Source organism: Nonomuraea harbinensis (assembly GCF_019396385.1).
In the GTDB taxonomy this organism is placed as follows: domain Bacteria; phylum Actinomycetota; class Actinomycetes; order Streptosporangiales; family Streptosporangiaceae; genus Nonomuraea; species Nonomuraea ferruginea.
In genome coordinates, this window is sequence record NZ_JAHKRN010000060.1 from 1 (window position 1) to 18,675 (window position 18,675).

Annotated in this window: 18 protein-coding genes and 4 pseudogenes; 12 read left to right on the forward strand and 10 right to left on the reverse strand. The window is 69.6% G+C overall.

The features are described from left to right. Positions 1 to 72: 72 nt before the first annotated feature. Genes fahA through hppD form a run of 4 tightly spaced genes read right to left on the reverse strand, consistent with a single transcriptional unit; the run spans position 73 to position 4,555 of the window. Complete coding sequence (gene fahA, locus KME79_RS38350) at positions 73 to 1,314, reverse strand: fumarylacetoacetase (protein ID WP_219550495.1); 1,242 nt, start codon at positions 1,312 to 1,314, stop codon at positions 73 to 75. A 1-nt stretch (position 1,315) separates the two neighbouring features. Further along, on the reverse strand, positions 1,316 to 2,161 hold the full coding sequence (locus KME79_RS38355) for a hypothetical protein (protein WP_308249203.1): 846 nt from the start codon (positions 2,159 to 2,161) through the stop codon (positions 1,316 to 1,318). Then, positions 2,128 to 3,333 carry a homogentisate 1,2-dioxygenase gene (locus KME79_RS38360; protein ID WP_219550497.1) on the reverse strand — a complete coding sequence of 402 codons (1,206 nt, stop codon included), beginning with the start codon at positions 3,331 to 3,333 and terminating at the stop codon, positions 2,128 to 2,130. Before KME79_RS38360 ends, KME79_RS38355 begins: the two co-directional genes overlap by 34 nt. A 16-nt stretch (positions 3,334 to 3,349) precedes the next feature. Continuing rightward, positions 3,350 to 4,555 carry a 4-hydroxyphenylpyruvate dioxygenase gene (gene hppD, locus KME79_RS38365; RefSeq protein WP_443684607.1) on the reverse strand — a complete coding sequence of 402 codons (1,206 nt, stop codon included), beginning with the start codon at positions 4,553 to 4,555 and terminating at the stop codon, positions 3,350 to 3,352. 175 nt (positions 4,556 to 4,730) lie between these two features. Here hppD and KME79_RS38370 point away from each other — a divergent pair, with 175 nt between their 5' ends. From KME79_RS38370 to KME79_RS38385, 4 genes and pseudogenes are all read left to right on the forward strand, one after another. After that, complete coding sequence (locus tag KME79_RS38370; RefSeq protein ID WP_219550501.1) at positions 4,731 to 5,231, forward strand: Lrp/AsnC family transcriptional regulator; 501 nt, start codon at positions 4,731 to 4,733, stop codon at positions 5,229 to 5,231. Between the two features lie 352 nt (positions 5,232 to 5,583). After that, positions 5,584 to 6,525: a tyrosine-type recombinase/integrase gene (locus KME79_RS38375; RefSeq protein ID WP_219550502.1), complete on the forward strand. Its 942-nt coding sequence runs from the start codon at positions 5,584 to 5,586 to the stop codon at positions 6,523 to 6,525. 647 nt (positions 6,526 to 7,172) lie between these two features. Next, the gene (locus KME79_RS38380) at positions 7,173 to 7,772 is read left to right on the forward strand and encodes a hypothetical protein (protein ID WP_219550504.1); all 600 of its coding nucleotides are present in this window, start codon (positions 7,173 to 7,175) and stop codon (positions 7,770 to 7,772) included. A 70-nt stretch (positions 7,773 to 7,842) separates the two neighbouring features. Further along, positions 7,843 to 9,287, forward strand: a pseudogene (locus KME79_RS38385) (ISKra4 family transposase). A 305-nt stretch (positions 9,288 to 9,592) separates the two neighbouring features. On the opposite strand, the gene KME79_RS38390 reads toward KME79_RS38385, so the two are convergent. The 4 genes and pseudogenes from KME79_RS38390 to KME79_RS38400 all read right to left on the reverse strand — a co-directional run bounded on the left by KME79_RS38390 (position 9,593) and on the right by KME79_RS38400 (position 11,961). After that, complete coding sequence (locus KME79_RS38390; protein WP_219550510.1) at positions 9,593 to 10,477, reverse strand: hypothetical protein; 885 nt, start codon at positions 10,475 to 10,477, stop codon at positions 9,593 to 9,595. Further along, complete coding sequence (locus KME79_RS38395; RefSeq protein ID WP_219550516.1) at positions 10,474 to 11,052, reverse strand: RNA polymerase sigma factor; 579 nt, start codon at positions 11,050 to 11,052, stop codon at positions 10,474 to 10,476. The genes KME79_RS38390 and KME79_RS38395 overlap by 4 nt, the downstream gene beginning before the upstream one ends. A gap of 266 nt (positions 11,053 to 11,318) precedes the next feature. Next, a pseudogene (locus KME79_RS45805) lies at positions 11,319 to 11,522 on the reverse strand (hypothetical protein); the annotation flags it as partial. A gap of 76 nt (positions 11,523 to 11,598) precedes the next feature. After that, positions 11,599 to 11,961, reverse strand: coding sequence for an ArsR/SmtB family transcription factor (locus KME79_RS38400; RefSeq protein ID WP_246641140.1), 363 nt, complete (start codon positions 11,959 to 11,961; stop codon positions 11,599 to 11,601). 44 nt (positions 11,962 to 12,005) lie between these two features. On the opposite strand from KME79_RS38400, the gene KME79_RS38405 reads away from it, so the two are divergent. From KME79_RS38405 to KME79_RS47590, 5 genes and pseudogenes are all read left to right on the forward strand, one after another. Continuing rightward, positions 12,006 to 12,770 carry an SDR family NAD(P)-dependent oxidoreductase gene (locus KME79_RS38405; RefSeq protein ID WP_219550526.1) on the forward strand — a complete coding sequence of 255 codons (765 nt, stop codon included), beginning with the start codon at positions 12,006 to 12,008 and terminating at the stop codon, positions 12,768 to 12,770. A 324-nt stretch (positions 12,771 to 13,094) separates the two neighbouring features. Next, positions 13,095 to 14,000, forward strand: a complete 906-nt coding sequence (locus tag KME79_RS38410) for an NADP-dependent oxidoreductase (RefSeq protein ID WP_219550530.1) — start codon at positions 13,095 to 13,097, stop codon at positions 13,998 to 14,000. 139 nt (positions 14,001 to 14,139) lie between these two features. Next, on the forward strand, positions 14,140 to 14,280 hold the full coding sequence (locus tag KME79_RS38415) for a hypothetical protein (RefSeq protein ID WP_219550535.1): 141 nt from the start codon (positions 14,140 to 14,142) through the stop codon (positions 14,278 to 14,280). Positions 14,281 to 14,295: 15 nt separating this feature from the next. Next, positions 14,296 to 14,535 (forward strand): hypothetical protein, encoded by a 240-nt coding sequence (locus KME79_RS38420; protein WP_219550541.1) that lies wholly within the window; start codon positions 14,296 to 14,298, stop codon positions 14,533 to 14,535. A gap of 44 nt (positions 14,536 to 14,579) precedes the next feature. Then, positions 14,580 to 14,699, forward strand: a pseudogene (locus tag KME79_RS47590) (DUF6461 domain-containing protein); the annotation flags it as partial. Between the two features lie 612 nt (positions 14,700 to 15,311). Here the strand turns inward: KME79_RS47590 and KME79_RS38430 are convergent. After that, entirely contained in the window at positions 15,312 to 16,154 is an 843-nt protein-coding gene (locus KME79_RS38430; RefSeq protein ID WP_219550547.1) for a LysR family transcriptional regulator, read from the reverse strand. 69 nt (positions 16,155 to 16,223) lie between these two features. Between KME79_RS38430 and KME79_RS38435 the strand changes: the two genes are divergently transcribed. Both KME79_RS38435 and KME79_RS38440 read left to right on the forward strand, forming a co-directional pair. Continuing rightward, on the forward strand, positions 16,224 to 16,970 hold the full coding sequence (locus KME79_RS38435; RefSeq protein WP_219550552.1) for an SDR family NAD(P)-dependent oxidoreductase: 747 nt from the start codon (positions 16,224 to 16,226) through the stop codon (positions 16,968 to 16,970). Between the two features lie 5 nt (positions 16,971 to 16,975). Continuing rightward, a complete protein-coding gene (locus KME79_RS38440; protein ID WP_219550557.1) occupies positions 16,976 to 17,371 on the forward strand; it encodes a nitroreductase/quinone reductase family protein in 396 nt (131 codons plus the stop codon). A gap of 199 nt (positions 17,372 to 17,570) precedes the next feature. Here the strand turns inward: KME79_RS38440 and KME79_RS38445 are convergent. Continuing rightward, positions 17,571 to 17,720, reverse strand: a pseudogene (locus KME79_RS38445) (LuxR C-terminal-related transcriptional regulator); the annotation flags it as partial. A 127-nt stretch (positions 17,721 to 17,847) separates the two neighbouring features. Between KME79_RS38445 and KME79_RS38450 the strand changes: the two are divergent. Beyond that, positions 17,848 to 18,666 (forward strand): hypothetical protein, encoded by an 819-nt coding sequence (locus KME79_RS38450; protein WP_219550564.1) that lies wholly within the window; start codon positions 17,848 to 17,850, stop codon positions 18,664 to 18,666. The last annotated feature ends 9 nt before the right edge of the window (positions 18,667 to 18,675 follow it).

The following is an 18,675-nucleotide window of genomic DNA, read 5'->3' on the forward strand; positions in this document are numbered from 1 at the left end:
CTCCCCCCCCCCCCCGCTCTCTCCCTATCTGGTTTCCGGAGCCGCGCTTTTGGCGGCTGAGGGCACGGGCGGTCAGCGGACGGCGGCCTCGGCGGGGACCACTCGCCCGGTGACCTCGCCGAGGCCGACCGTGGTTGCGGCGGGGCCGGGAGCGGTCGCGGTGATGATCACCTCATCGCCGTCCTCCAGGAAGGTACGCTCCTCGCCGCCGGCGACCTGTAGCGGATGCGCGCCGTTCCAGGTCAGCTCGATGAGAGAGCCCCGGCTCCGGGGAGTGGGGCCGCTGATGGTGCCGGAGGCGAACAGGTCGCCCGTTCGCAGGCCTGCACCGTTGACGGTCATGTGGGCCAGTTGCTGGGCGGCCGTCCAGTACATGTCGGCGAAACATGGTTCGCTGATCTTGGTGCCGTTGAGGCGTACTTCCAGCCGGACGTCCAGCCCCCAGCGGGCCTGGTGCGCGTCGTTCAGGTAGGCGGGCGGCCGAGGGGTGCGCGGCGGCGGCGTGACCCTGGCGTGTTCGAGCGCGGCCAGGGGGACGATCCACGGTGAGATCGACGTCGCGAACGATTTGCCGAGGAACGGCCCCAGCGGGACGTACTCCCATGACTGGATGTCACGGGCGGACCAGTCGTTGACCAGGCACACGCCGAAGACGTGCTGGTCGAACCGGTCCAGCGGCACCGGGGCGCCCATGCCGCTGGGGACGCCCACCACGAATCCGAGCTCGGCCTCGATGTCGAGCCGCGTGCTCGGGCCGACCTGCACGGCGCCGTCGGCCGCACGCCGCTGGCCGGCGGGCCGGACGATCGGCGTGCCCGACACCACGATGGTGCCGGCCCGGCCGTGGTAGCCGATGGGCATGTGCTTCCAGTTGGGCGTCAGCGGCTCGGAACCGGGGCGGAACATGCTGCCCAGGTTGGCCGCGTGATGCTCCGAGGCGTAGAAGTCGACGTAGTCGGCGACCTCGAACGGCAGCAGCATGGTGTGGGCCGAGGCCGGCGACAGGTAGGCGGCGACGCGTTCGCGTTCGCCGGCCTCGCTCAGCCAGCGGGTCAGCAACTGCCTGGTCCGGGCCCAGCACGCCGGTCCGGCGGCCAGGAGGCGCTCCAGCCTGCCGGTGGCGAACAAGCCCTCGTCACAGCCGGCCAGCGCGGGCCAGGCCGCGGACACATCGAGGACCTGGTCGCCGATCGCGACGCCCACCCGGGGCCGTCCCCCCGGGCCGGCGAACGAGCCGAAAGGCAGGGTCTGCAGACCGAAGGGGTGATCCTCCGGCATGGGGACCCAGGAGCGCGCAACGCGGTGCGCCGTCATGTCAGGCTCCTCCCAACAGTCGCAACGCGGAAAGATCGGCCACAGGCTCACCGATGCTGCAGGTGCCGAAGGACGTGAAGCTGCGCCGGGCGGCGGAAACCTGCTCGGGGGTGCAGGCGGCGGCGACGGTCCGCGCGTCGCGGCAGGCCAGGACGGCGGCGACAGTGACCTCGGTCGCGCCCTGCCAGGCCGCCACGGTCGCGGCGAGCACGTTGAGGAACCCGTGATGCTCGAATCCGGTGACAGGGTCGGTGTGCCGGATCGCGCGGTGCAGGCCGGCGGTGAGCTTGAACGGGATGCCGCAGCGCACCGCGCGCACCACGGCCGCGGCGAGCGCGGCTTCGTCGGGGAAGTCCTCGGCTCGCAGGCCTCCGGTCCGCAACTTCAGGCGCAGACCGCTCCCCGCCAGTGCCGAGACCGCGTCCGGATCGACCGCCACCTCGGCGTACACGATCACGTCGCGCGGCACGGCCGCGGCGATGAGGCTCGACAGGTCGCCGGTGCTTGCGGCAACGGGCAGTTCCACGGCGCGCAGCCGCACCCGCGGATGCGCGGTGGCCTCGGCGACCGCGCCGGCGAGCGCCGCCGCGCCCTGCGGCACCGTCAAGGCGATGTCGAGCGCCGGGCCGTCCCCGCCGGGCAGGTGGTGCAACTCGCTCAGCCGGCCGTGCGGGCAGACGAACGGCCCCACCGAATCGCCGTACCAGGCGGCGCGATGCTCCTGGTGGCGGGGCACCGCCTCGGCCATCGGCGCATCCCCCGGAGGGAAGAGCGCGGCGTCGTCGAAAAACGCCGTGAAAGCGCCGGGCGCTCTCACGGCGAGTTCCTTCGCCCGGACCAGGTCCACACGTACTGCCCGTCATCCGTGGCTCGGCCACCCTCGCCGAGCTCCAGCGGGCGGAAGGTGTCCACCATCACCGCCAGTTCGTCGAAGAAGCGGACCCCGAGGCTGCGTTCGACCGCGCCCGGCTGCGGGCCGTGCGCGTGACCGGCCGGGTGCAGGGAGATCGAGCCCTGCCCGATGCCGGAGCCCCTGCGCGCCTCGTAGTCCCCGCCGCAGTAGAACATCACCTCGTCGGAGTCGACGTTGGAGTGGTAGTACGGGACCGGGACGGCCAGCGGATGGTAGTCCACCTGGCGCGGCACGAAGTTGCAGACGACGAAGTTGTGTCCCTCGAACACCTGATGAGCGGGCGGCGGCTGGTGGACCCGGCCGGTGAGGGGCTCGTAGTCGGCGATGTTGAACGCGTATGGGTACAGGCAGCCGTCCCAGCCCACCACGTCGAAGGGATGGCGCGCCATGACATGGACGGTGCCCGCGATCCCCCCGGGGCCCTGGCCCCGGTGCTTGATGTAGACCTCGACGTCCTGCCCGTCCAGGACACGAGGGGCGGAAGGCGCCCGTAGATCGCGTTCGCAGTAGGGCGCGTGCTCCAGGAACTGCCCGAAGCGTGACAGGAAGCGCTTGGGCGGGGTGATGTGGCTGTTGGCTTCGATCACGTACAGGCGCAGCGGCTCCTCGCCCTGCGGAACCCATCGATGGACGGTCGCCCGCGGCAGGATGACGTAGTCGCCCTGCCGCACCTGCAGGTCGCCGAAGACGGTCTCCACCGTGCCGGTGCCGGACTCGACGTACACGCACTCGTCGCCGACGGCGTTGCGGTAGAGCGGGGAGGGCTGCCCGGCCGCGACGTAACCGAGCCGCACGTCGGCGTTGCCGAGGATGAGCCGCCGGTTCCTCACCGCGTCGCTGGACGTCCACGCGTCCTGCGTGAAGAGGTCGTGCAGGCGCAAGTGCCGTGGAGCGAGTGGCTGGTTGGGGGCGGTGGACTGATCCGGAAGGTCCCAGTCGCGCACATCGGTCACTGCCGAAGGGATGCCGACGTGGTAGAGCAGGGAGGAGTCGGAGGAGAAGCCCTCCTCGCCGACCAGCTCCTCGTAGTACAGCTCCCCGGAGGGGGAGCGGTGCTGAGTGTGCCGCTTGGGCGGGACGAACCCGCTGCGCTGGTAGTAGGCCATGATTCGCCGCCCGTGCTCAGAGGTTGCCTCGCCGCTCCTGCTCCCGTTCCAGTGCTTCGAACAGGGCCTGGAAGTTGCCCTTGCCGAAGCCGAGCGAGCCGTGCCGCTCGATGAACTCGAAGAAGACCGTGGGCCGATCGCCGATCGGCTTGGTGAAGATCTGCAGGAGGTAGCCGTCCTCGTCGCGGTCCACCAGAATGCCACGCCTGTGCAACTCTTCGATGGGGACGCGGACCTCACCGATACGCGCCCGCAGCTGCGGGTCCTCGTAGTAGGAGTCGGGAGTGTCGAGAAACTCGACGCCCTCCTCGCGCAGGCAGTCCACCGTACGCAGGATGTCGTTGGTGGCCAGCGCGAGGTGCTGAGCGCCCGGCCCCTGGTAGAACTCCAGGTACTCGTCGATCTGGCTCTTCTTCTTGGCGATGGCCGGCTCGTTCAAGGGGAACTTCACCCGGTGGTTGCCGTTGGCCACGACCTTCGACATCAGGGCCGAGTATTCGGTCGCGATGTCGTCGCCGATGAACTCGGCCATGTTGGTGAAGCCCATCACCCGGCCGTAGAAGTCCACCCACTCGTCCATCCGGCCCAGCTCCACGTTGCCCACCACGTGGTCGAGGGCCTGGAACAGCCGCTTGGGCGCGCCGGGACGCTTGGTGTAGGTCGAGGTGCGCGCCACGTAGCCCGGCCGGTACGGCCCGGTGTAGCGGGACCGATCGACCAGGCTGTGACGGGTCTCGCCGTAGGTGGCGAGGGCCGCGACGCGGATCGTGCCGTGCTCGTCGGTGACGTCGTGCGGCTCCTCCACCACAGTGGCGCCCTGGCGGCGGGCGTGCTCGACGCAGCGGTCCACATCGGGCACCTCGAGCGCGATGTCGACGATCCCGTCGCCATGCCTGCGGTGGTGGTCATGCAACGGACTGTCCGGAGTCACACCGCCCTTGACGACGAAACGCACCGCGCCGCTGCGCAGCACGTAAGCGTGGTGGTCGCGGTTGCCGGTCTCCGGGCCGGAGTAGGCCACCAGTTCCATGCCGAAGGCGGACTGGAAGAAGTGCGCCGACTGCGTGGCGTTGCCCACCACCCACTCGACCGCGTCCCAGCCAGTCACCGGGAAAGGATCGGTGGAATCGTCGTAAGAGACCAGTCCAACGAGCTGCTTCAGCTCCTCGAAACGGAGGTCGGCCAGGCGCTCCTGATCGGTCAAGATCTGCTCGATGCTCACAGTGCTCCTCCAGAGAGGGACGAAAACCCGTGCTGTACGCATATGTCATCCCAATCGCGATAAGATGCACAAGCTGCCTAGAAACTGCTGGTATATATGTGTCACTAAGCTGGGGAAAACGAGTCTCTGCTAGGCAATCCGCCTAGCACGCCTGATGGGCTTCGGAGGTGAACCGGTGGACAGGTTGGACGTCGCGCTCCTCCAGGCACTGCGCGATCACCCCCGCGCCGGAGCGCTGGAACTGTCCCGATTGACCGGTGTGGCGCGGGCGACCGTCCAGTCCCGGATCGAGAAGTTGGAGGGCGCGGGCGTGCTCACGGGCTATGGCCCGGACATCGATCTGGATGCCGCGGGCTTCACCGTCCAGGCCTTCGTCACCCTGGAAATCACACAGGGCGCACTGGACGAAGTCCGCGACGAGCTCAAACGCCATCCGGCGATCGTGGAGGCGTACGCCACCACCGGAACCAGCGACGTGGTCTGCCGCATGGCCGCCCGCAGCAAAGGCGATCTCCAGGAAGCGCTCCTGGAAGTGAATCGATCCCCCCACGTCGCGCGCTCGACAAGCGTCGTGATCCTGTCCACGGTGGTGGCGCCGCGCGTGCTGCCCCTGCTGGGCGAGCATGCCCGTGCGGGCGGCCGGGCGCCGGCGTTCCGCGAGGCCAGACAGAGGTAGAGCGCCTCTCGGCGGGATCTTCACCTGGCCATCAGCCCTACGGGTTCAGGGGCTGACGTTGGGGCGATCGTGCCGGTCACGTGATGCTCGGCATCACCCGGTGCCCAGCAGGCCGAGGCACTGGTGTGGTCGCAGCCTGACCGCCCGACTCCTCAAGCCGCCCCATCGCACTGGCGTGGATACAGCCTGAGAAGTCGTTGATCGCGACAAGATCATGTACGGGATAATGACCTATTATCACGTACATGAGCGATCATGGCGGCGCGCCGACCAGGCGAACGTCTTGCCGGGGCGGTGCGCGACTCCGGCACGTTATCCGGTACATCGCCGAAGGCGTCGTCTGGCGGGCGGCATGAGCGCCGCGCCGAAGATCACAGCCCTTCGCGGCGGGCACGTCACGCTTGCGGCGGCCGCCGACGCCTTCCTCGCCACCCCGCGCACCGTCAACCCCAACACCCACCGCGCCTACGCCTCGGCCATCGACCGCACCATCGAGCGGCTCGGCCGCGACCGGCCCCTCGCCGACGTCACCGACACCGAGATCGGCGCCGCGCTCACCGAGGTGTGGGGCCGATGCGCGCCGGCGACCTGGAACCGCAACCGCGCCGCCGTCACCTCCTGGCTCGCCTGGTGCCAGACCAAGAAGCACTGGGCCGCCCCGTCGGTCCCGGCCGACGCCGAACGCCGCAAGGAAAGCGCCGACGAGACCCGCGCCGTGGCCAAGACCACCATCCACCGGCTGCTGTCGCGCCGCGACATCCCGCTGCGCGAGAAGACGCTGTGGCGGATGCTGTACGAGACGGCGGCCCGGGCCGCGGAGATCCTCGCGCTCAACGTCGAGGACCTTGACCTGGAGCACCGCCGTGCCCCCGTCCGCTCCAAGGGCGGCGCCACCGAGTGGGTGTACTGGGAGACGGGCACCGCCCACCTGCTGCCCCGCCTGCTCCGGCTGCCCGATGGCAGCACACGCACCCGCGGCCCGCTGTTCCTGTCCGAACGCCGCCCCGTCCCCGCCCGCCGACCGGCCGCCGCCGACATCTGCCCGCACACCGGCCGCGCCCGCCTCGGCTACGACCGCGCCCGCGTTCTGCTGGACAAGCACGCCGGACTCGACCTGCACCAGCTACGCCACTCCGCCGCCACCCACCTCGGCGACGCCGAGGTCCCGCTCCAGCTCATCATGGGCAAGACCCGCCACAAGAACCCCCGGACCGCCATGCGCTACGTCAAACCCGGAGCTGAGGCCATCGCCAAGGTCACCGAGGTCCTGGCACCGCCTCGCCGTACCCACTGACCAGGCTTAACACGCCCGCGTGTACTTGGTGACAGCTTCCTTAACGACAGGCCAAGTCATGGTCCCCGAGGCGCTCGTAGAGGTACTTGTGGCGACTGTCGGGCAACGGGCCCCCTTGGATCGTTGATGTCGAGATGATCTCGCCCCTGATCAGTATGGGGTGGAGGCGCTTCCTGATGGGGCGCGTTCTGCTTTGTACGCCCGAATATCCGAGGATGCCTCGGGGAAGGGGACGACTGCTCGTGGGCGAGGAGGGGAAGGCCGGCGACGACGGCCACGATCGCCGGCCAGGGGGTCTCGAACGGCACCCGTACCGGGTCCTCCCACGTGGTACGCACGTCAGGGGTCACAGCAGCAACATCCCGGCGGGAGATCCGGCGACCGTGCCAAGATGGGACGGCGGGCGTCAGAGCGTCCGCCGTCCTAATGACGCGTGCTACCCGCCAACCTGATAGCGCACCCGCCGTCCCACGTCCTCGTGCCTGTCTTCGTCGATCTGGTGCCCCTCGCGCGTCAGGCGGTCACGCTGGGGCGAGAAAAGAGTATGGGTGCAGCTCTCCTTCAGTGAGTGCCTGAGCTGGGCTTTTGCAGACGTAACTGTTTGATCCGGGAACCGCCTTCTACTGTGAGTGCAGAGGTGTGAGGCGGTGGTGACGGTGGGCTCGTTGCTCGAGGAACTGGCACGGCGTGAGGCTGTGGCCCGCCGGCGGATAGACGAGATCCGCGAAGAGATCGCCGTGCTGGCGTCACAGCTGGAGGACGAGCAGGACCGGTTGTCTCGGCTGACGATCACGCGGGAGACCGTCGAGGAGATCCTGGGCGAGGCGGCACGGCTGCTCGATGAGCCCGAAGGGGAGGCAGAGGTCGCCGATACGGCCGGCACCGTCAACGCGGCGCCGCCACGGCCGCCGGTGCTCGGTGTGGTGACGGTGCCGCCATGGCAGCCCGGCATGAACGCGGCGGTGCTGCCGCGCGCGTACCGGGACGCGGTGGAGATCATGGCCGATGCCGGCCGGGCGATACGGGCCGGGCAGATCGCGGTGGCGATGGGGCTGCCGGATGAGGCCGCCAAGCGGGAAGGGCTGCGCTCGAAGCCGAAGCGGCTGGTGGAACGCGGCTGGGCGCGGGAAGAGGGACCGGGGTTGTTCACGGTGACCGAGCCGGTGGCCCGCGAGGTGGCCCGGCAGGATGGCGCAGGGTCACGGGACGGCATCGCGCCGTCATCCGCGTCGTCACCGGGCGGGTGATTGTGGCGGGGCTCTCCCGCCGTCAGGTTCGAAGGTGCCACCCAACCGACCCCGACGAAGGAAGAGCCCTGTGCAGGCACCGTACGACACCGAGGTCACCGCTGACGTCTTTGCGGAGGCGAAGAACACCTTCAACTGTCTCATCGGACACCTCACCGATGCGGCGACCGGGACACTCACCCATGACCGGGTGGAGGAGACGATCGTCGAGCGGGGGCGTGAGCTGCAACGCCTGCTGCTGCAGGCGCACCTTGACCTGCGAGCGCTGCGCGAGCGGCAGCAGGTGCACCTCGCCCGCCAGGACGGGGCGGCCGCGGGGGTGATCGGGGCCGACGGGGTGCCGCGGCGGCGGCTGGAGATCGGGCATCTCCGTCTGCTGGCCACGGTCGTCGGGACGGTGACCGTTCGTTGCCGGCGGTGCGGCACTCGGCCGGGCTGGCGAAGCTGGCGGTCGTGGAGACGGTGCGCGGCTCGTTCGACGCCGCTCTGGCGGCGCTCACGGCGCGCTGCGGCCAGGTGGTCGGCAAGCGGCAGATCGAGCAGTTGGTGGCACGGGCCGCGGCCGATGTCGATGCGTTCTACGCCGCGCGGCTCCCGGTGCCGTGCACGGCGTCCACGGTGCTGGTGCTCAGCGTGGACGGCAAGGGGATCGCGATGCGTCCCGAGGGGCTGCGGCCGGCGACGGCGAACGCCGCCGCCCGCGCTCGGGCCACGTTCCGGACGCGGCTGGCGTCCGGGGAGAAACCGGCGCGCAAGCGGATGGCGACGTTGGGGGTGGTTTATGACGCTGAACCGGCGCCGCGGCGGCCGCATGATGTGATCGCCGTCCCGGGCGGTCGAGCCGGCCGGCGCAGGCCGCGAGCCCGGCCGCGCGCGTTGCGCAAGTGGTTGTGCGGCTCGGTCATCGTCGGCCCCGGCGATGTGATCGCCAAGGTCTTCGACCAGGCCGAGGCCCGCGACCCCGGACGTGTCCGTCCCTGGGTCGTGCTCGTCGACGGGGCCCGGCACCAACTCGATCTGATCAGGTCCGAAGCGGCTCGGCGCGGCATCCGCGTCCACATCGTCATAGATTTCGTGCACGTGCTGGAGAAGTTATGGGCTGCCGCGTGGAATCTGCATCCGCCTGCGGATCCGGCTGCGGAGGACTGGGTCGCCGGCCACGCCCTGGCTCTGCTGGCCGGGCACACCGGCCGGGTGATCGCTGCGTTGGCCGCGCGGGCCACCGCAGCGGGCGTCCAGCACCGTGACGGCATCGACGCGTGCATCCGCTACCTGTCCAACAACGCCGAGCATCTGTGTTATGACCAGGCGCTGGAGGCGGGATGGCCGATCGCGACCGGGGTGATCGAGGGCGCATGCCGTCATCTGATCGCCGACAGGTTCGATCTCGCTGGGGCGCGGTGGGGCCTGGCCGGAGCCGAAGCGGTGCTGAAGCTCCGCGCGCTGGTCGCCAACGGTCATCTGGAGGAGTACTGGACTTTCCATCTCGCCCGGCAACACGAGCGCGTCCATTAGGTCGGCTACCAGGACGGATATGCCCTCACGGCTTGATCTCCCCAGTCACTGAGAACGAGCCGCACCCAGGTGAGATAGCCGCTGGTCAGCGTTGCGCGAGGGCTGCGTAGGCGGCGGAGCGACCGATTTGAGGGTGCGGGCGGCCTCGCTGACCGAGACGCCGTCGTCGACCAGGCGACGCAGTGTGGCCAGTTCGGCGGGGCCTATGACGCGTGGCCGGCTGGTCTTCCCCTTGCCGGGCAGCACAGCGCCAGTGGCTTCGCGGCGCCGGACCGTGAGGCCCAGCGCCGCCGCGGGTGATCAGGTCAGTTGCGCGCGGAGCCGCCCGTGGCCGGTGTGTTCAGCTGCGTGCTCGTCAAGCCGGTGAGCTCCTCGAGGGAGACGCTGTGCCGCGACCCGTCCTGGAGGATCGCCGTGACGCTCTTGACGCCGCCACGAAGTGAGGCGTTCTCGCGTTCCTCTGTCGTCGGTGCGTCCGGCCACCAGGCCGCGAAGTAGCCGCCGGTGACGGTCGCGGTCACGTCGCCTTTCGCCTCCGTGGAGAGCTCCAGGCCCACCACGTCGGCACCGACTCTGCCGGTCACGGTACGCACGCTCTCCTCACTCGTGCTCAGGACCGAGCCGAGGATGGCCCGCGCCGACCCCGCAGGAACCGGTGGAAGCGGTTGTGCGCCGGGCCCCGGCGTGCTGCCATGCGCGCCGACGAGGTCGCCGTCGCGGAGCAGGCAGGTGATCTCGGCCAGGTGGCTGCTGCCGTCGTTGACGTAGACGAGCGTCCATGGCCCCCGGCCCTCGGTCACCACGGGCCGGAAGCCGAGGTCGCGCCCGGTTGTGCGCTTGGCGGTGTCCTGGGCATTGTCGAGGCACTTCTCCTGGGCGTCGATGGCCCGGTCACCGCTCACCGTGTGCGGCGTCGCGGTCCACGCTGCCATCGCTGAGCCGCCGCCGAACACGCCGGGCATCAGCAGCGCTGCCGCGATGCCGGCGGCCACCCCTCCGCTGGCAATGGTGAGACGCCTGGCGGTGAGTACGCGAGGGCTGCTGGTCGTCGGTGCGGGCGCCCTCATGGGGTTGGTGGCCATCACCCGGGCCAGCAGGGCCCGAGCCTTGGGGTCGATGCTGGTGTCCAGGTCAGCGGGGGTGACGGCCGGGTCGAGGCCGCGCAGGGCGTGGTCGAGGGTGTCGTTCATCGCATGCTCCGGGAGTCCACGGTGGCGGTCGCCACGGGCTGGGTCGTAGTGGCGGGGGCGGCGTCGGCGTGGTGGCGCAGGGCACGCCGGGCACGGGCGAGCCTGAGCCGGAACGCGACGGGGGAGATGCCGAGCACCCGCGCGGCCTGTGGGGCTGTGAGCCCATCCCACACGGCCAAGGCGAGCGTCTCCTGGTGGCGCGGGCTGAGCCGCCGCCACGCCTGGACGAGGTCGAGCCGGCGTGCCACCAGCTCGGGGTCCAGCCCGGCCGCCGCGGCACCGGTCAGCTGGCTGTCGGCGATGCGGACGGTGAGCGCCTGCCGCCGCTGGTCGGCCCGCAGCCCGTTGCGGAGAGTGCGGTGCGCCACGCCGAACAGCCAGGCGCGCGCCTCGTCCGCCGCACGCGGCACGTCGTCCAGGCGCCGCCAGGCGACGAGGAACACGTCGGCGACTACGTCCTCGGCGTGGGAGGGGTGGACGCGACGCTCGACGAACCGCAGCAACGCGGCATACGTCTGCTCGTAGAGGTGGGCGAAGCGCTGGCTGCGCGGCGGCCCGGTGTCGGTGACGTTCATACCTAGGTCATGTCCGGCCGGCCCGCAGGTGTGTCGCGAACCGGGGTCCTCGTAGTTTCAGCCATGAATCCAGCGAAGTGAGGCCTGACCTGCGCGTAACCGCCCGGGTGAGCCTCGGGTACACGTGTCCGGTCGATCGACGCCATCCAACCTCCAGGAACCATCGCTAAGCAGCCGGAACGCAAAGACCTTAACGATCAGCGATCAAGCCCGCGGCCCGTTTCCGCCGTATTCCGGTGGCACCCCCGGCTACGGCCGCTACCTCGTCACAGCCGACAGCATGGCGGCTCGTTCTCAGTGACTGGAGAGATCAAGCCGTGAGGGCATATCCGTCCTGGTACGTAGCCGGTCTGATGGACACGCTCGTGTTGCCGGGCGAGGTGGTAACGCCAGTACTGCTCGAGATGACCGTTGGCCACCAGCGCGCGGAGTTTCAACACCGCTTCGGCCCCGGCCAGGCCCCAGCGCGCCCGCACTCACTGAAGACGAGCCGCACCCGTATCGGATTCAGGTCTGCTGCAGGTCGGCGTCCCATGCTTGGCCGCGTCACGCATGGGGCGGGGCGTGGTCCACTCCGACGTGAGCGCCCACGTCGTCGCCGCAGGCCGCATCGAGCACCACGTCCAGCAGCCCGGGAAACCGGGCGTCCAGATCGTCGCGGCGCAGCTTGACGTAGCAGCGGGTGCCTTCCTGGCGGGTCCGGGTGATGCCCGCGTCGCGCAGCACGCGTAGATGGTGGCTGAGCGTCGACTTGGCCACGGGGACGCGAAGCTCGCCCCAGCCCCGCTCACGGCCGTCGGCCAGCACGCGCACCAGCCCGACGCGGATCGGGTCGCTGAAGGCGCCCATCACGGCGACGAGGGTCATCTCCTCGAGCTCGGGATGTTGTGCCTGCTTCACGAACACCATGCTACCTTGTTCGACATTTCACGAACAACGAACAAGGAGTGGTGATGAACGATCAGGCTCAGGGCGACTTCGCCGGCAAGGTGGTCATCGTGACCGGCGCCGGATCAGGCATCGGACGCGCTGTGGCCCGAGCCTTCGCCCGGGCCGGAGCGCGCGTGCTCGGCGTCGCCCGCCGCGTGCAGACGCTGGAGGAGACCGCCGCCGACCACGCGCGGATCGCCGTCCACGCCGCCGATCTGCGCGACCCGCACACACCCCAGCAGGTCATCGATACCGCCACCGGACTGTGGGGGCGTGTGGACGTACTGGTCAACAACGCCGGTGCCACGAAGGTGATGCCCCTGGGCGAGACCACCGCCGACGGCATCGCCGGCCTGTTCGCCCTCAACGTCACCGCGCCCAGCCTGCTCGCCGCTGCCGCCCTGCCCCATTTGCGCAGCACAGAAGGCTCCATCGTCAACGTCTCCAGCACTTACGGCCACCGGCCACTGCCCGGCGGCGCCCATTACGCCGCCTCCAAAGCCGCCCTCGAACAGCTCACCCGCAGCTGGGCCCTGGAACTGGCCGCCGACAGAGTCCGCGTCAACGCCCTGGCCCCCGGCCCCACCGAGAGCCAGGCCCTGGCCGCCGCCGGGCTGCCCGAGCAGGTGGTCGAGCAGATCAAACGCGACGAGGCCGCTCGCATCCCGCTCGGCCGCCGCGGCAACCCTGAAGAGGTCGCCACCTGGATCCTGCGCCTGGCCGACCCCGCCGCGACCTGGCTGACCGGCCAGATTCTCACGATTGACGGCGGCCTGGAACTCGCGTAGGCCGGGTATCCGGCTGATGTTCGGGGATGACATCCACCATCTCCGGTGGCTCCTTCGGTGACCTCTTCCCGGCCCGCGCCATCCCGGGAGATGTACGTGACAGCGGTCAATTCTCACGTACACGCGCGATCATGGCCGCGCGGCGACCAGGACAACCCTCCGCCGGGGCGATGCGCGACTCCGGCACCTTGTCCGGTACATCGCCGCCGCCGTCGAACGGCGGCGAACCCGGAGCCGTCACCACGCAGGGCGCCGGTCGGCCACCGGCACACAATGGGGCCACCGTTAATGTTGGACGTTCATCGGACAGTTCGGGAGCCAGGCATGCGTGCTCTTCAGATCGGCCACTTTGGAGATCTTGATGTGCTGGAGCTGGTCAACGTACCGGAACCGCAACCGGCCGATGGCGAGGTACTGGTGCGGGTCATCGCCTCGGCCATCAACCCGGTTGACGACAAGACGAGGGAAGGGGCCATCGGTGAGGGCACGCCACCGTTGCCGATGACGCTGGGCTGGGAACTGGCAGGGATCGTCGTCGACCCGGGCACGAGCGGGCTGTCCGTCGGCGAGCGGGTGTTCGGCATGTCGCATCAGCTGGCGACCGGGCGCGGGTCGTGGGCCGACCTCGTCGCCATCCCGGCTGCCTCCATCGCCCAGGCGCCCACGTCGGTCAGCCTGGTCGAGGCGGCGACCCTGCCCCTGCCGGGACTGACCGCGTTGCAGACCATGGACTGGCTGGGGGTCGGCCAGGGAGACAAGTTGCTGGTGGCAGGCGCGGCAGGAGCCGTCGGCGGACTGGCAGTGCAACTCGCGTGTGCTCGCGGAGCGCAGGTGGACGCGCTGGTGTCCAGACAAGTGCAAATTGAGGTGGTACGGGAGCTGGGAGCCGACCACATCACCACCGACCGGACCACCCTGCCGGTGGGCGGCTACGACGCCATCTTCGACACTTTCGGCGCCTTCGTCACCGACGCCGTGGCCGATGGCGGCAGGTACGCCTCGATCGCCACTCAAGCCGGGCCCGTACCCGACCTGTCGCATCGTCGGGTGCGCACCACGGTCAACCAGGTACGCGAAGATGGCCGCGGGCTCGCCGAACTTGCCGCAGCCGTGGACGGCGGGCGACTGAAGATCCGGGTCGACGCGCAATACGCCATGCAGAACGTGAAAGCCGCGCACGAGCATTTCCAGCGGGGGAGCCTGAACGGGAAGGTCGCGCTGATCTTCTGAACGGGTCGTCCCGGGAAACGATCAATCCCAAGGCGGGAAGCGATCTCCTCCACCTGCGTCACGTCGCAGCTAGAGACCATTCGTGAACACCCCCGCCTGCAGCGTGCATCCTCCCGTGGCACCGGCGGCCGAGGATTGGGTGGCCAGTCATGCTCTGGCCCTGCTAGCCAGGCACACCGTTCACTTCGTCACCGCGCTATCCTGCCAGGCCGCCACTACGGCCGTGCACCGCCGCGACGGCATCGACAGCGTCCGCTACCTCACCAACAGCCTTGAGTAACTGCGCTACGACCAGGTGCTGGAGGCGGGATGGGCGATCGCGACCGGCGTGATCGAAGGCGCCTGCCGCCATCTGATCACCGACAGATTGGACCTCGCCGGGGGACGCTGGGTCCTGGCCGGAGCAGAAGCGGTCCTGAAACTTCGCGCCCTGATCGCCAACGGTCATCTCGACGAATACTGGCGTTTCACCGCGCCCGGCAACGAACGTGTCCACCAGCACGACTACCGGGACGGATACTCCCTCACGGCTTGATCGCTCCGGTCACTGAGGAAGAGCTACACCCAAAGGAGACGGCTATGAACAGCGTGACGGCCAATGACTATCGCTGGTTGGAGGAGTTCGACTACCGCTTCGACTCCGGCCTCTGCTTCACCTTCGCCAAGGCGCTTGATCCACACGACGTGCTGCGCCGCCTGCGGGCCGTGGACGACCCCGGCTACATCGGCCCGGGCGGCATCGAGGTGGGCACTGCATCGGGGGGATCCATCATGATCGAATGGGGTGGCTACGCGGGCATCATGCGAGACGTCGTTCGCGATCTGTCGGCTGGTACGGTCATCGCCAGCGTCAAGCGCAACGTCAACTGGCATGCCACCTTATCGGCCGCCACCTCCAGGCCGCACTCGCCCTTGCCGAGCACCGTACCGGTGTCCGGCTGGAACCTCGGCACCTGCAGTCGATGCCCTCGTATGCGTCCATCGCGCACTACTATGCGCCTGAGCATGGTGGCGCGCCGGAACTTGCCTGACACCGACCCGCGTGGCATACCTCGTCCGGGCCATGCAGAGCTGCCTCGGCGGAGGCCTCTGCGGCGAGGGGTTCGTCCGAGAGTTTCGCTTCGTCCGACTGCCAGCGACGAGTGCGCCCTGAAGCCGCAGATTGGTGTCATTTCAGCAGGCCAGTGCGGGAGGCTGCCTGTCCCGGACCTCATAAAGGTGCGCGACGGAGGCTGCATAGGGCAACGGGCCGCGTGCCTGCTCAGGTGTCAGCCGGATGCCAGTACAGCGTTCGGCCTGCCAGTCGTCGGCTCAGGTCCGGCCGGCTGTCTCGGTGGCCGTGCGGACGAAGGCGGCCAGGGCCGGGGAACGGCTCCACTCCGGCCAGGCGACCATCATCGTGGTCGGCGGCACGTCGAGCACGGGGACGGCGACCACGTCGCCGCCCAGGTAAGCACGGGCGGACTCCGGCAGGACGGCGACGGCGTGCCCCAGGGCGATCAGCTGCAGCAGCTGTCCGGCATCCCGCACCTCCGGGCCATCGCCGCGGTCGCCGGGCAGGCCCGCCCAGCGCGGCATGACCTCGTCCTTCAGGTCCGCCAGGGTGACCGCAGCCCGTCCGGCCAGCCGGTGCCCCAGCCGCAGCACCACGATCTGCTCTTCGACCAAGAGCTCCTCGTGGTCGAGCCCGGTCAGGTCCGGCCGGCCGTGCAGCAGCCCGACGTCGGCGAAACCGCCGCGCAGCAGGGCCGCGTGCTCGCCGAAGCCGCAGAACAGCACCTCCACCGGCACCGCGTCCGGTTCCTTCTCGTACGCGGCCAGGATGTCCGGCAGCATGCCGCCGTCGCCGACGGCCTTCATCACCAGGGTGAGCCGGGGTTCCTGACGCCCCGCGCGCCGGGTGCGGCGGACAGCCGCTGACAGCCCTTCCAGCGCCCTTCTGCCCTCGTCGAGCAGCACCTGTCCCGCCGGGGTGAGCGCGACCCTCCTGCTGCTCCGCTCCAGCAGCGTGACCCCGAGGCGGCGTTCGAGCTGCTTGACGGCTCGAGACAGGGGCGGTTGGGCGATGCAGAGGCGTTCGGCCGCCCGGGTGAAGTTCAGCTCCTCGGCAACGGCCACGAAATAGGCCAGTTCGCGGGCTTCTATCCCGTCCATACCGCCAGGGTATCGCTCGCGACCGAGACGATCGTGGTTCTATGCGGCCGCCCGTGGTGAGCTTTGGCCATGACAGACACACCCCTGAAGATCAGTTTGGTCACCGGTGCAAACAAAGGCATCGGGTACGAGATCGCCGCGCGACTCGCCGGGCTGGGCATGACGGTCCTGCTCGCGGCCCGGGATCCGGATCGAGGCCGGGAGGCGGCCGCGACGCTGCGGGCCGCCGTCGGCGACGTTCGCCCGATCACGCTTGACGTCACCCTCCCGGCCGCCGCCGCGGCCGCCGCCACCGAGATCGAGCGGCGGTTCGGCCGGCTCGACATCCTGATCAACAATGCCGGGATCTCCGGGAGTCTCACCGGGCAGTCTCCCGGCGCCGTCGACCTGGACACGGTGCGGGCCGTGTTCGACACCAATGTCTTCGGCGTGATCACGGTGATCGACGCCCTGCTGCCCCTGCTCGTACGGTCCTCCGCGCCGCGGATCGTCAACCTGTCCAGCACGGTCGGCTCGCTGGCCGCCCACGCCCCCGGCGGGCCGATGGCCCGGCTCCCCGTGGCGACCGCGTACGCACTCTCCAAGACCGCGCTCAACGCCCTGACCGTGCAGTACGCCAAGGCCCTACGCAAGGACGGCATCCTGGTCAACGCCGCCGACCCCGGCGGCTGCGACACTGACCTCACCAGGCCGACCGGCCTCCCCGTCCACCGCACCGCCACCCAGGGCGCGGCCATCGCCGTGAAACTGGCGACCCTCGGACCCGACGGTCCCACCGGCGGCCTTTTCAACGACGCCGGTCCGGTGTCGTGGTGAGCCCGATGACGGGAAAGTACCGGCGTCCGGGGCGCTTCACCGTACACGTGCTCAATCCCCTGCTCAGCCGGCTGGGCGCGGCCGCCACGCTGGAGGTCGTACGGCGCAAGACCGGCACCCTTCAGCGGGTGCCGGTCAACGTGCTCGACCTCGCGGGCCACCGCTATCTGGTCTCCATGCGCGGCCAGGCCCACTGGGTGCGCAACCTCCGCGCCGCTGGGCGCTGCGTCCTCCGGGAACGGGGGCGACGGCGCACGTACGCAGCGGTGGAACTCTCCGGGGACGAGCGGGCATCCGTCATCACCGCCTACCTGGATCGCTGGCGGGTCCAGAGCTTCTTCACCGATCTGCCCGACCCGGCCGACCACCCGGTCTTCTGCCTCGACCCGGCCGAAACGTAGCGGTCTGCGACGCCAACCTCGGCCACCACGCCGCCTCGGGTCTGCCGGGGACTCGACCTCGGTGGTTCTCCTCTACCTCGTGAAGCGGTTGACCCTGCCCGACATCTTCACCGAGAAGGCCCGCTTCCAGGGGGCCACGGTCTCGCTCACCTCGTTTGATTCGCCCGCCTGTGACGCCGTTCCCCGCCTGCGAGCCGGGTCAGTCGCTCTCCACGGTGAGCAGGCCGCGCCGGAAGGCCACGGCGACGGCCGCTGCTCGGTCGTTCACGCCGAGTTTCGCGTAGATGTGCAGCACGTGGCTCTTGACCGTGGCCTCGCTGATGAACAGGATGCGGGCGGCAGCACAGCGCTGTGGCGGCGAGGGCGGCCCGTCCTGGGCGCCACATCCTGCACCCAACAACACCTCGCGTGACTGGTACGGCCCCAAAACGCACGCGACCACAGAGTCCTATCTACATGCTCAGCAGCGTCCGGCATTGCCAGAAGGGGCTGCGGGCGCGCTTGCCGCGGTCCGCGATTACAAGAGCAAGGCATATGACGCCCCTCCAGGCCCACGATGGTCGAGGGAAGCCCTGGCCAATGCGGTCGGCTGGCGGCTCCTGGAGGCCCTTGATACTCAGGGTGCAGAAGCAGCGACCCGGCTCCTGCACAGGATCGCCGACGAGATAGACGCCTTCCACCAGCTTGAGCTACTCGCTGACCTCGCTGCCGGGCTCCACCTCCGCCAGGACATCGCCCCTGATCTTCTCGGTCCGCTCGCCGCCACCGCGAGTACGCTCGCCTACGCCAAGGCACGGGGCAGCGGCGGATGGCGCTCCTTCGCAGGCAAAGACGGACTAGATCTGTGGCAGCAGGCGAACTCCGCGGACCCCGCCACTGCGGCCCACAACCTGGCAGAACAGGTGGCCTTTGCCGTCACCGAGGCGTCCTACAACAGCACCATCGGTGTCAGCCAAGCCCTAGTATCGGCATTCTCCGTTCGTCCCCCGCATGCGTCACCGTCGACTGTCAGCGCCTTCTCCTGCTGGGACGCAGCGTGCGATGTCATCACCCACCGCCTGCCGGGCCGTGCCCACCTCGGCTACGGTGCCTATCACCCGGCGCCCGAGCCAGCGACCCAGCACGACATCGACACTGCTCTGTGCAAGCTGGCGTTGGCCACGATTGCCCTGCCTGAACGCGGCGACAAGCGCCGTGCCCTGCTCGCGGCAACGGTTCTACTTGCGGGCCGTCCCAGCCAGGCACAGGCAGCTCTGGCGCATGTCCTCTCCTTCAACCTCGGCTCCGGCCCCTGACCTGGCTCT

Excerpts from the sequence above, each read along its gene's own strand:
- KME79_RS38360 (WP_219550497.1), bottom strand. The coding sequence starts at position 3,333 with ATGGCCTACTACCAGCGCAGCGGGTTCGTCCCGCCCAAGCGGCACACT.
- KME79_RS38390 (WP_219550510.1), bottom strand. The coding sequence starts at position 10,477 with ATGAACGACACCCTCGACCACGCCCTGCGCGGCCTCGACCCGGCCGTC.
- KME79_RS38440 (WP_219550557.1), top strand. The coding sequence starts at position 16,976 with ATGACGGGAAAGTACCGGCGTCCGGGGCGCTTCACCGTACACGTGCTC.
- KME79_RS38395 (WP_219550516.1), bottom strand. The coding sequence starts at position 11,052 with ATGAACGTCACCGACACCGGGCCGCCGCGCAGCCAGCGCTTCGCCCAC.
- KME79_RS38430 (WP_219550547.1), bottom strand. The coding sequence starts at position 16,154 with ATGGACGGGATAGAAGCCCGCGAACTGGCCTATTTCGTGGCCGTTGCC.
- KME79_RS38375 (WP_219550502.1), top strand. The coding sequence starts at position 5,584 with ATGAGCGCCGCGCCGAAGATCACAGCCCTTCGCGGCGGGCACGTCACG.
- KME79_RS38405 (WP_219550526.1), top strand. The coding sequence starts at position 12,006 with ATGAACGATCAGGCTCAGGGCGACTTCGCCGGCAAGGTGGTCATCGTG.
- KME79_RS38410 (WP_219550530.1), top strand. The coding sequence starts at position 13,095 with ATGCGTGCTCTTCAGATCGGCCACTTTGGAGATCTTGATGTGCTGGAG.
- fahA (WP_219550495.1), bottom strand. The coding sequence starts at position 1,314 with ATGACGGCGCACCGCGTTGCGCGCTCCTGGGTCCCCATGCCGGAGGAT.
- KME79_RS38435 (WP_219550552.1), top strand. The coding sequence starts at position 16,224 with ATGACAGACACACCCCTGAAGATCAGTTTGGTCACCGGTGCAAACAAA.
- KME79_RS38400 (WP_246641140.1), bottom strand. The coding sequence starts at position 11,961 with ATGGTGTTCGTGAAGCAGGCACAACATCCCGAGCTCGAGGAGATGACC.